The sequence below is a fragment of the Eggerthella sp. genome (genome assembly GCF_048329335.1).
GTDB classification, from domain to species: Bacteria; Actinomycetota; Coriobacteriia; order Coriobacteriales; family Eggerthellaceae; genus Eggerthella; species Eggerthella lenta.
On record NZ_DBFEGU010000200.1, the window covers coordinates 1 to 10526 of the forward strand.

The window sequence follows — 10526 nt, forward strand, 5'->3', positions numbered from 1 at the left end:
GTCGCCCACCGCGAGGTGGCGCACGCCGAACTCGCGCGCTTGCGCCAGCAGCTCGCCCGTGCGCGTGCCCACGGCGAGGCCCACCACCTCCAGCTTGTCCGCATGGCGACGCACAACGTCCAGCGTCTGCGTGCCGATGGAGCCCGTGGAGCCCAAGACCACTATGCGTTTCATGCACGCCTCCTAGAAACAGGTCGAACGTAAACCGTCGGTAGGGTTGGCTGCGGCGCCCGAGGCCTGCCGCCGTCAGATCAGCGGAACCGGGAACGGGATGCAGCCGAAACCCAAAAGCAGTATCGCCGAGGTCACCGCCACCAAGAACAGCGAGTCGCAGCGATCCAGCAGGCCGCCGTGGCCCGGCATGATGGTGCCAGAGTCCTTGAAGCCGGAATTGCGCTTGATGCGGCTCTCGGCCAAGTCGCCCAGCACGCCCATCAGCCCGCTGATGAGCCCGAACGCCATCGCTTGCGGGATGGACATCGTCACGCCGGGAATGAGGGTCATCAAGCACCAGAACGCGGCCGATCCCACGAGCCCCGCAATGAACCCCTCCCAGCTCTTCTTCGGCGAGGTGCGCGGCGCCAGCTTGTGCTTGCCGAACTTGCTTCCCACCAGATAGGCGAACGAATCGTTCGCCCATACGCTGAGGAAGATGCCCAGCGCCAGCACGCCGCCCCATGGCTGGGGTAGCGCCGTGCGGACGACCACGAGCCCCGACAGCAGCATGCCGCAGTACGCAGCTCCGAAGAAGCTCACGCCCACGTCGGGCACGCGCGCCCGCATCCAGAACACGTACCACACGATCAGCGCCAACAGCAACGCGAGGCTCACGTACAGCGCACCGTTCAGCCCCAGCAGAAACACGCTGAGCGGGTACAGCATGGCCGCGATGATGCCGAGCATCTCGTTGGGCAGCTTCGCGTCCGAACGCAGCATATAGTAGAACTCGCCCGCCGTGATGCCCGCCGTAGCCACCAGGAACGCCACGGTGGTCCAGTCGCTGACGAGGATGCACAAAACCGACAGCGCCACATACACGAATCCCGTGCGGAAACGCACTTGCAAGTCGGTGGCGTTCTTCAGCTTCTCGGGCGTCTTCTCATAGGCGAAATCCTTGATGCGCCCCGTGCGCGAGCGGTCATCTTCCGCCTCGGCCTTTTCGTCGGGCCGCGGCGCCACCTATTTCACCGCCCCGAACCGGCGATCGCGCGACTGGAACTCCAGCAGCGCGCGCAAGAACTCGTAACGGTCGAAGTCCGGCCACAGCGTCTCGGTGCACACGAACTCGGAATAGGCAATCTGCCACAGCAGGAAGTTCGACACGCGCATCTCGCCGCTGGTTCGGATGAGCAGGTCGGGGTCGGGGATGTCCGCGGTGTACAGATGGCGAGACAGCGTCGCCTCGCTTAAAGGCTCGGGTTCGCGGCCCTCGCGCAACGCGGCATGCGCGCCGTCCATGTAGGACCGCATAGCGTCGAGCAGCTCCACGCGGCCGCCGTAGTTCACGGCCACGACCAGCGTCATCCCGTCGTTGTCCTTCGTCTTCTCCCACGCCTTCGCGAAGGCGTCGCGCGTCTTCTTGGGCAGCTCGTCGGTGCGCCCGATGGTCATCACGCGCACGTGCTCTTCGTGCAGGCCGTCCACCTCGGCCAGCATCGTGGTGGCGAACAGGTTCATGAGGCCGATGACCTCGTCCTGCGGGCGCTTCCAGTTCTCGGACGAGAACGAGTAGATGGTCAGGTAGCGCACGCCCACGTCGGACGCGCAGCGGATGGTTTCGCGCACCGCCTCGATACCGGCCTTATGGCCGAACAGGCGGTTCTTCCCCCGCTCTTTCGCCCAGCGGCCGTTGCCGTCCATGATGACGGCCACATGCTGCGGCACCGCCGCAGCATCGAGCTGCGACGGATCGAGATCCGCCGGGGGGTTGGGGAATATGTAGTCAAGCGACTTATTCAAGGCTACCTCACAAAAGACGAGAAGCCGACGGCCTCATGGCCGCCGGCTTCGGAGATTTAATTCGGCTTCGCCGAATTAAATCTCCATGACCTCGGCTTCCTTCTTCTTGAACGCCTCGTCGACTTCGGCGATGTACTTGTCGGTGAGCTTCTGCACCTCCGCCTGGCCGCGGCGCTCGTCGTCCTCGGGAAGGCTGTCTTCCTTGACGGCGCGCTCGATGGCGCTGTTGGCATCGCGGCGGGCGTTGCGCACGGCTACGCGGGCTTCCTCTGCGTAGCCCTTACACTGCTTCACCAGCTCGCGGCGGCGCTCCTCGGTGAGCGCGGGGAACGGCAGGCGGATGACTGAGCCGTCGTTCGACGGCGTCACGCCCAGGTCGCTCTGGAGGATGGCATGCTCGATGGCGCCCAGCACGCCTTTGTCCCACGGCTCGATGACCAGCATGTGCGCGTCGGGCGTCTTGACGCCCGCCATCTGGTTCACCGGGGTGGGCACGCCGTAGTAGTCCACCCTGATGCGATCGAGCACCATGGCGTTCGCGCGCCCGGTGCGAACGGAGGCGAATGCGTCGCCCAGCGAGCCCAGCGCCTTCTCCATGCGCTCTTCGGCCTGCATCATAATATCGTCGATCATCCCGGTTCCTTTCACCCTGCGTTTCGCAACGCGTCCGCCGCCGACGGAGGCGGGTGCGCGCGTTTTCGTTATTCTACTGCGATTCTACCGTGGTTCCCACGTCTTCGCCCTTCAAAGCGCGCGAAATGTTGCCTTTAACGGTAAGGTCGAACACGATCATGGGAACGTCGTTGTCCATGCACAGCGACGTAGCCGTGGAATCCATGACGTTGAGCCCCTTGGAGAGCACCTCCATGTAGCTAACGCGGTCGTAGCGCTTGGCATCGGGGTTCTTCTTGGGGTCGCTGTCGTACACGCCGTCCACCTTCGTGGCCTTCATCAGCACGTCCACGTCCAGCTCGCAGGCGCGCAGCGCCGCGGTGGTGTCGGTGGTGAAGTACGGGTTGCCCGTGCCGGCGGCCAAGATGACCACGCGACCCTTCTCCATGTGGCGGATGGCGCGTCGGCGGATATAGGGCTCGGACACTTCCTGCATGTTGATGGCGCTCTGCACGCGCGAGAAGATGCCGTGGCGCTCGAAGGCATCCTGCAAGGCCAGCGCGTTCATCACCGTGGCCAGCATGCCGATGTAGTCGGCCTGCGCGCGATCCATGCCCTCGGCCGAACCGGCCAAGCCGCGGAAGATGTTGCCGCCGCCCACGACCACGGCCATCTGCACGCCGGCGCGCACGATTTCGGCGATCTGATCGGCAAGGTCGTCCACCACCTTCGGATCGATGCCGTAGCCGACGTCGCCCGCCAGCGCCTCGCCGGACAACTTGAGCAGCACGCGATCGTAGCGGTATCCTTCAGACATAAGCCTTATCCTCTCGGTGGTCGTTCATATAGGTTGCTCTAACCGTTCATCTTACCCGAAAATGAAAACGACCGCGCCCTGCTCGCACGCGTTTTCCGGCATTTCACGCAAAGGACAGACGACAACGCGGGGCGCACCGGAAGCTCTAGAAGGCGGCGGACAGCGCGTTCGCTAGCGCCGCGCGCAGGCGACGGCGGCCGTGAACGACCGGCCGATCAGCTCTTCGGCGATGTCGGTGCCGTCAGGTTCGACGGGGCGCTCGCGCTCGAAAGAGCACAAGGAGAAGCCAGCGCGATCCACGGCGATGCGGGCGAATTCGGCTTGAGAGCGAGCGGCGCCGAACACGTTGCCCGCGCACGCAAACGCCTGCATGGCGGCGGTCGGAAGCGGCTCGTCCGCGAACACGCCCGCATGGTAGAGGAAGCCGTCCGGCGCAAGGACGCGCGCCGTCTCGCGCAGCGCCCCTTCGAGATCCCATGCCAGGTTCAGCACGCTGTTCACGATCACGACGTCGAACGACGCGTCCTCCACGCCCGCCGCGCGCAGGCCCTCGAAGCACCCCCGCGCGAACGCAAGCCGCTCGGCCCACGCGGCGCCCTCCGCGCGCGCGGCCGCGGCCGTCGCCTCCGCGCGGGCCACGCAAGCGGCGGAAGGGTCGACGCCCAGCACGAACCCGTCCGGCCCCACCCGATCAGCCAGCTTGTACGCGCCCTTGCCGTTGCGGCATCCCAGGTCCAGCACGCGCATGCCGCGCAGATCCTCGGGCAGGAGCATCTCGCACCTGCCGCTGTACCCGTCGCGCGGCATCTCCGCGTAGTGGGCCTCCGCATGCCGAAGCTCGAGTTCGTCCATGTTCGCTCCTTCCCTTCCGACCGTCGCCCCGCGCGCACGGCCCTCAGCGCGCGGCGACGGCCTGCGGCCAGCGGCCTTTTGCGATAGACGGTCGACGCTACCCCGATCTAGCGCAATTCTAACGCGGTTCTTACGCAAATTTGGCGCGGAACCAACGCAGATCCAACGCGTTTTCCATGCGGTTTCCACATCTCGTTACGCCTGGTAAACAGCATCGTCTCCCGGTCGATGAGGCTGAATCCCCCATGTTGTTTTTCACTTCATGGATATCTATCTGAGTCATAGTTCGTCGCTGACGTTCTGGTCGTCTTTCGAAATCAGCTCGGGTGCGCTCGCGCGCTGTCAGGACTCCAGAAGCCCTTCCTGGAGAAAAGACGAACCGCTGCCCTCAGAATGCAAGGTCACCGAACTCCTGATCCGCGAGCTTGCCAGAATGCCGGAGCTCGAGGGCATCGCGCTCCCCCTGCACGTCATCGTGCCGAGCCAAGCGGCACGCAGCAGATGCGGGAAAGTCGCCTGCCACGTGAGCTCCGCAATGTTTCCCAGAGGATCGTTCGTACGCATCGCCCGCAACGTGCTTGCAAGCTCGCCCGAGCTCTGCTTCGTGCAAATGGCTTCGGAGCTGTCGCTTCCCGCGCTGATCAGGCTTGGATTCGAGTTGTGCGGCACATATGGAGTGGCAACGGTTGGAAAAGCGGACTTCCGGTTCGAGCGCCCCTTCACCACTCCCGCCCGCCTCGCGCGCTTCCTGGACAAAGCCGCGAACATGCCGGGAACCGTCAAAGCCCGAAAAGCCCTCAAGCACCTCGTCGCAGGCTCCGCCTCCCCGATGGAAACGACCATGGCCATGCTGCTCTGCCTCCCGCTCCGCATGGGCGGGTACGCGCTTCCCCAACCGCGTATGAACCACGCCGTGAACCCTCGAGGGCGATCGAGGCTCGCAGTCGATGACAAATGCTACTATTGTGATTTGATCTGGCCGAACGCGAACATCGCGCTTGAATACGACGGCCGCGAGCACCATGGAACCGTCAACAAGATGGCCGACGACGCGACACGGCGCAACAACCTGCTCGACCGCGGCGTCTCCGTCTTGACCGTCACAACAAGAACGGTCCGAAACCTCATCGAGCTCGATCATATCGCACGCACCCTGTCGAGGCAGCTCGGGTTCCGTCCGCGATGCGACCAGCAAGCGTGGCGCACCAAACAGCACGAGCTGCACGGCGAACTGCTGGGCTCCTCCTTCATGACGGTTGCCATGTGAGGGGAAAATCCCCGTCTGATGGTAAAAACGAAACGGTTGGGCAATCTCGAACCCTAGGAAAAGCGCGCCCGAGAGCGACGCGTGAAAGCAAACGGAGCATAACCCCAGGTGGCGGAAAAATCGATCGGCGAAGACGGTCCGGCCGAATTACCCAACCGATCGATTTCTACCGCACAGGGCGAAAAAGTGCGACACGCGCGCAAGAGCGCCGCTAAGAGACGGGAAAGACGAGGGCGACAGGACGCGCAGAAGCGCGAAGGCAGAGCAAAGGCGGGGGAGGCGCTGCAGGGAAAAGATGACAGGGACGAAAGATGCCGCAGGGACGCGCAGAAGCGCGAAGTCGCGGATCCAACGCGCGAAGGGCCGCATCTTGCTCGATGCGGCCCTTCGGCTAGGAGAGGGGATGGTGCGTGTCGCGCAGGCTAGGCAGCGTCCTGCTGGGAGCTGCCGGAGCCGCCGCCGAACAGGCGCTCGAGCATAGACTCCTGCGCGCTGTTCTGCTGGGTCGACGCGCTCTGGGAGCTTTCATCGGAGCCGAGCGTGACCTCGACTTGCTTGGTCTCGCCGTTGCGGTTCACGTCGAGCGTCACCTTGTCGCCCGGGTTCTTGGAGCGCACGTCCAGCATGAGGTCGCTGGCGGATGCGACGTCCTTGCCGTCGAACTTCGTGACGATGTCGCCCTCCTGCAAGCCGGCTTCGGCCGCGCCGGAGCCTTCGCTGACGGCCGCCACGTAGGCGCCTTCGTCAACGGACAGGCCGTAGCGCTTGGCGTTCTGCGCGTTCACGGTGGAGAGGGACACGCCGAGCTGCGCATGGGTCGGGGTCTTGCCGTCGATGATCTGCTGGGCGAGGTTCACCGCGTAGTTCACCGGGATGGCGAAGCCGACGCCGGAGTAGTTGCCGGAGTACGACGTGATCAGCGTGTTGATGCCGATGAGCTTGCCGTCCGCGTCGACGAGCGCGCCGCCGGAGTTACCGGGGTTGATAGCGGCGTCAGTCTGGATCATATTCGGGTAGATGGTGGATTCGCCCGTGCTGTTGCCGTACTGATCGGTGGAGGCGTTCACGATCTGAGAACGGCTCGTGGCCGACACGATGCCGGTGGCAACGGACTGCTCGAGGCCGAACGGGCTGCCGATGGTCATGACCCACTCGCCGATGACGAGCTTGTCGGAGTCGCCGATCTCGATGGGCGTAAGGCCGCTGGCATCCTTGGCCTTGATGACCGCGACGTCGGAGCTGGGATCGCTGCCCACGACCTCGGCGTCGTAGGTCTCGCCCGCGATGGTGACCTTGTACGCGCTGCCGCCTTCTACGACGTGGTTGTTCGTGATGATGTAGCCGTCGGCGGTGAGCACGACGCCGCTTCCCAGCGAGGACTTCGTCAGCGTGCCGGCTTCAGATCCGTTGCCGGCCCCAAAACCGTACATGCCGCCCGCATTGGACTGGTTCGTGTACACATCGATGGCGGCCACGGAGGGAAGCGCCTTCTGCGCGACAGCCTCTGCCAGCGTCTGGTCGGACTCGGCGTCGGTAGCGTTGATGCTGCCGGAGTTTTGCGAACCCAGCTGCGTCGCAGACGAAGAGGATCCGGAATCGTTACCGCCCGCAGTGGCTTGCCAGATGCCGAAGCCGCCCAAACCGATGGCGCAGGCGACGGCGGCACCGCAGAAGGCGAGCAGGAACGTGCGTCCGCCGTGCGACTTCTTCTCGACGGTCACTCCTCCTGCCGGATGCTGCGGGTGCTGAGGCTGCTGATAGTACTGCTGTTGCTGCTGATAATAAGGCTGCTGCCCCATGGGGGCGGCATGCTGGGCATGCTCGTCGCCCTGCGTCGGCGGCACGGGGCCGTTGCCGGGGGTGCTGCCATGCGTATCGGTCATGTGCTTCACGCTCCTTCGATTCGTGCTGGTCTATGATCGCCAAGCTTTTCATTTTTGAATGCCGTCACCTTAGCACGCTCCTTCCCAGATCAGAGACGCTTGCGAGCAAATGTCACCTTTGCGTCATGGAATTACACCATTTGGTGTACGGAACGCAACCGAGTTGTACACCCGCAGGCGCACGCGAGCGACGCATGCCGCCCGAACAGCCGATTTTCCGAAGAACTTTGCTACGCGAAGCAGGCGGCGCATGTAAGATACGAACGAACAACGATGCCGTCGGAGGAGATCGCATGGCTGAATCGCCGCGACCGCGCCGCAGCGCGGGAACATGGTTCCAATCCCTGTACGTCCGCGTGCTGTTGCGGTTGCTGCCGCATCTGATCAACGTCTTCAAGCACGTGTCGCCCAAGATCCGCGCGGAGGTTGATTACCTCGAGCCGGGCTATACGTTCATGTTATCCGTGAACGGGACGGATCTGGCGTGCGCATGCCGCCGCACCGCATCCGGCTCGTTCAAGCGCGTTCCTCCCGCCGCCATCGCCTCGGACGTGGAGCCCGGCAGCGGCCTGGCCAGCGCCGACGCGCAGGCCTTCACCGTCGACTACGTCATCGCGTTCCGGTCGCTGGCCTATGCGTTCGCCTGCTTCACCGGCGGCGTGACGCTGAAGGCGGCGCTCGCGCAGCGTGCGTTCTCCACGCGCGGGCCCAACAACACGGGCGTGGCCCTCACCTATATGTTCACGGCGCTGCTGAAGCTGTTCTTCGGTTGGCGCGCCGCGTACCGCACGCCGAAGCCGCTCGCACCGTCCGCCCCGCGCGCCTAGCGCTATCCAACCTGCAAGGAGAAGCCCATGCAAGGATTCGAATTCTGTTGCCCCACGAAAATCGTCTGTGGCGCGCATGCGCTGGACAAGCTGCCCGACGAGGTGGCCGACCGCGGCATGAAGCACCCGCTGGTGATGACCGACGCGGGCCTCGTGAAGCTGGGCGTGGCCGCGAAGCTGACCGGCGTGTTGGATGCCGCCGACGTGCCCTACGAGGTGTTCGACCAGGTGCCTCCCGACTCGTCGATGGACGTGGTAAACGAGGTGGCGCGCCTGTACGCCGAACGCGGCTGCGACGGGTTCGTGGCCATCGGCGGCGGCTCGGTCATCGATACGACGAAGGGCGCGGCCGCGTCGCTGGCCTGCGAGGGCGTGGACTTCGCCACGCTGCAAGGCTCGGAGATTCTGAAGGCCGACCTGCCGCCGTTCATCGCCGTGCCCACGACGGCCGGCACCGGCAGCGAGGTGACGCTGGTCGCCGTGGTGGCCGACACGCACAAGCATGCGAAGCTGTCGTTCACCTCGTACAAGCTGGTGCCGCACGTGGCCATCCTCGACCCCGCGCTCACCTCGTCGCTGCCGCCGAAGCTGACGGCCACCACCGGCATGGACGCGCTCACCCACGCCGTCGAGGCGCACACGTCCATCCAGAAGAACCCCGTGTCCGACGCGTTCGCCGCGAAGGCGGTCGAGCTGATCGCGGCGAACCTGCCCACGGCCTGCCGCAACGGCGCCGACACCGAAGCGCGCACCAGCCTGGCGCTGGCTTCGCTTATGGCGGGCGCGGCGTTCTCGAACGCCATGGTGGGCATCGTGCACGCCATCGGCCACTCGCTGGGCGGCCTCTGCCGCATCCCGCACGGCCAGGCCATGATGATGCTGCTCCCCCACTGCGTGCGGTTCAACCTGGATCGAGGCATCCACGCCGGACTCTACGGCCAGCTGCTGGACGTCCTCGCGCCCGCTCGCGCCGCGGCCTTGGGCGCCGGCGCGGCGCCGGAAGCGCTCGATCGCGCGTTCCTCGACGAGCTGACCGCCTTGAACGACCTGTTCCACCGCGAGTACGGCGTGCCGCTCACGCTGTCCGAGCTGGGCGTGTCGCGCGACGACCTGCCCGCCGTGGCCAAGCAGGCGCGCTACGACGGCGCCGCGCTGTACAACGAGACCGAGATCACGCTGGAGGACGCGATGGCCGTCCTTGAAGCCGCCTACTAAAGCAAGCGAAGGAGCCCGCATGACCGCCACCCCCTCCTACGAGAGCATCGCCGACGTCGAGGCCGCCGCGCAGAAGATGCGCGACTTCTTCCTGACCGGCGCCACGCTGGACGTCGACTACCGCCGCCAGGCGCTCGCGAAACTGAAGGCGTACCTCAAGGCGAATGAAGAGCGCATCCTGTCCGCGCTGACCGCCGACCTCGGCAAAGCCCCTTTCGAAGGCTACGCCACCGAGCTGGGCCTCGTCTACGACGAGATCAACACCTGCCTCAAGCACCTGAACAGCTGGTCGAAGCCGCGCCGCGTGCCCACCCCCATCGTGCACTTCCATTCCACGTCGAAGGTGCACCCCAGCCCCTTGGGCGTGGTGCTGGTGCTGAGCCCCTGGAACTACCCCGTGCAGCTGGCGCTCGTGCCCATGGTGGACGCCATCGCGGCCGGCAACTGCGTGGCGCTCAAGCCCTCGCGCACGTCGAAGCACACGAGCGAGCTCTTGCTCGATATCCTGTCAAACGTGTTCCCGCCCGAGTTCGTCTGCGGCTTCCCCGGCTCCGGCGCGATGAACGACTGGCTGCTGGAGGTGCGCTGGGACCAGATATTCTTCACCGGCAGCCCGAACGTGGGCCATGCCATCATGGAGGCGGCGGCGAAGCACCTCACGCCCGTGGTGCTGGAGCTGGGCGGCAAGAGTCCCTGCATCGTGGACGAAACGGCGAACGTGAAGCGCGCAGCGCAGCGCGTGGCCTGGGGCAAGGGCATCAACTGCGGGCAGACGTGCGTCGCGCCCGACTACTTTCTCGTGCACGAGCGCGTGGCGGACGACTTCGTGCGGCAGCTGGACGCGTGCTTCCACCAGTATTACGGCGAGGACATCCTCGCGTGCGACGAATGGCCGCACATGATCAGCCAACGCCACTTCGAACGCGTGATGGGGCTGATCGAACATCGCAACCCGGATGCCACGGTGGCGTTCGGCGGGCGCGGCGACGCAGGCACGCTGCGCATCGAGCCCACGTGCCTGCGCGGCGTGACGCTGGACGACCCCGTCATGAACGAGGAGATATTCGGACCGGTGCTGCCGGTCATCACGTACA

10 protein-coding genes and 1 pseudogene are annotated in these 10526 nt (G+C 65.2%); 4 read left to right on the forward strand and 7 right to left on the reverse strand.

The features are described 5' to 3' along the window. From ACMO6A_RS06560 to ACMO6A_RS06585, 6 genes and pseudogenes are all read right to left on the reverse strand, one after another. Positions 1-174, reverse strand: a pseudogene (locus tag ACMO6A_RS06560) (1-deoxy-D-xylulose-5-phosphate reductoisomerase); the annotation flags it as partial. Between the two features lie 72 nt (positions 175-246). After that, positions 247-1179: a phosphatidate cytidylyltransferase gene (locus ACMO6A_RS06565; protein WP_009306584.1), complete on the reverse strand. Its 933-nt coding sequence runs from the start codon at positions 1177-1179 to the stop codon at positions 247-249. Then, on the reverse strand, positions 1180-1959 hold the full coding sequence (locus tag ACMO6A_RS06570) for an isoprenyl transferase (protein ID WP_035585754.1): 780 nt from the start codon (positions 1957-1959) through the stop codon (positions 1180-1182). A gap of 75 nt (positions 1960-2034) precedes the next feature. After that, a complete protein-coding gene (gene frr / locus ACMO6A_RS06575) occupies positions 2035-2592 on the reverse strand; it encodes a ribosome recycling factor (protein ID WP_009306587.1) in 558 nt (185 codons plus the stop codon). Between the two features lie 73 nt (positions 2593-2665). Continuing rightward, positions 2666-3388 (reverse strand): UMP kinase, encoded by a 723-nt coding sequence (gene pyrH / locus ACMO6A_RS06580; protein WP_009306589.1) that lies wholly within the window; start codon positions 3386-3388, stop codon positions 2666-2668. Between the two features lie 171 nt (positions 3389-3559). Next, positions 3560-4240 carry a methyltransferase domain-containing protein gene (locus ACMO6A_RS06585; protein WP_009609310.1) on the reverse strand — a complete coding sequence of 227 codons (681 nt, stop codon included), beginning with the start codon at positions 4238-4240 and terminating at the stop codon, positions 3560-3562. A gap of 433 nt (positions 4241-4673) precedes the next feature. Between ACMO6A_RS06585 and ACMO6A_RS06590 the strand changes: the two genes are divergently transcribed. After that, positions 4674-5507, forward strand: coding sequence for a hypothetical protein (locus ACMO6A_RS06590; RefSeq protein WP_227111496.1), 834 nt, complete (start codon positions 4674-4676; stop codon positions 5505-5507). A gap of 422 nt (positions 5508-5929) precedes the next feature. Here the strand turns inward: ACMO6A_RS06590 and ACMO6A_RS06595 are convergent, their stop codons facing one another. Beyond that, positions 5930-7390, reverse strand: coding sequence for a S1C family serine protease (locus ACMO6A_RS06595; protein ID WP_009609330.1), 1461 nt, complete (start codon positions 7388-7390; stop codon positions 5930-5932). Between the two features lie 293 nt (positions 7391-7683). Here ACMO6A_RS06595 and ACMO6A_RS06600 point away from each other — a divergent pair, with 293 nt between their 5' ends. The 3 genes from ACMO6A_RS06600 to ACMO6A_RS06610 all read left to right on the forward strand — a co-directional run. Next, a complete protein-coding gene (locus ACMO6A_RS06600) occupies positions 7684-8217 on the forward strand; it encodes a hypothetical protein (protein WP_009609320.1) in 534 nt (177 codons plus the stop codon). A 27-nt stretch (positions 8218-8244) separates the two neighbouring features. Then, on the forward strand, positions 8245-9432 hold the full coding sequence (locus ACMO6A_RS06605; protein ID WP_009306600.1) for an iron-containing alcohol dehydrogenase: 1188 nt from the start codon (positions 8245-8247) through the stop codon (positions 9430-9432). Between the two features lie 19 nt (positions 9433-9451). Continuing rightward, positions 9452-10526 (forward strand): aldehyde dehydrogenase family protein (locus ACMO6A_RS06610; protein ID WP_418470950.1); only part of this gene is annotated, 1075 nt, incomplete at its 3' end.

What these genes read in the sequence shown, in the direction of transcription:
- frr (WP_009306587.1), bottom strand. Translation starts at nt 2,592, where the DNA reads ATGATCGACGATATTATGATGCAGGCCGAAGAGCGCATGGAGAAGGCG.
- pyrH (WP_009306589.1), bottom strand. Translation starts at nt 3,388, where the DNA reads ATGTCTGAAGGATACCGCTACGATCGCGTGCTGCTCAAGTTGTCCGGC.
- ACMO6A_RS06585 (WP_009609310.1), bottom strand. Translation starts at nt 4,240, where the DNA reads ATGGACGAACTCGAGCTTCGGCATGCGGAGGCCCACTACGCGGAGATG.
- ACMO6A_RS06590 (WP_227111496.1), top strand. Translation starts at nt 4,674, where the DNA reads ATGCCGGAGCTCGAGGGCATCGCGCTCCCCCTGCACGTCATCGTGCCG.
- ACMO6A_RS06595 (WP_009609330.1), bottom strand. Translation starts at nt 7,390, where the DNA reads ATGACCGATACGCATGGCAGCACCCCCGGCAACGGCCCCGTGCCGCCG.
- ACMO6A_RS06600 (WP_009609320.1), top strand. Translation starts at nt 7,684, where the DNA reads ATGGCTGAATCGCCGCGACCGCGCCGCAGCGCGGGAACATGGTTCCAA.
- ACMO6A_RS06605 (WP_009306600.1), top strand. Translation starts at nt 8,245, where the DNA reads ATGCAAGGATTCGAATTCTGTTGCCCCACGAAAATCGTCTGTGGCGCG.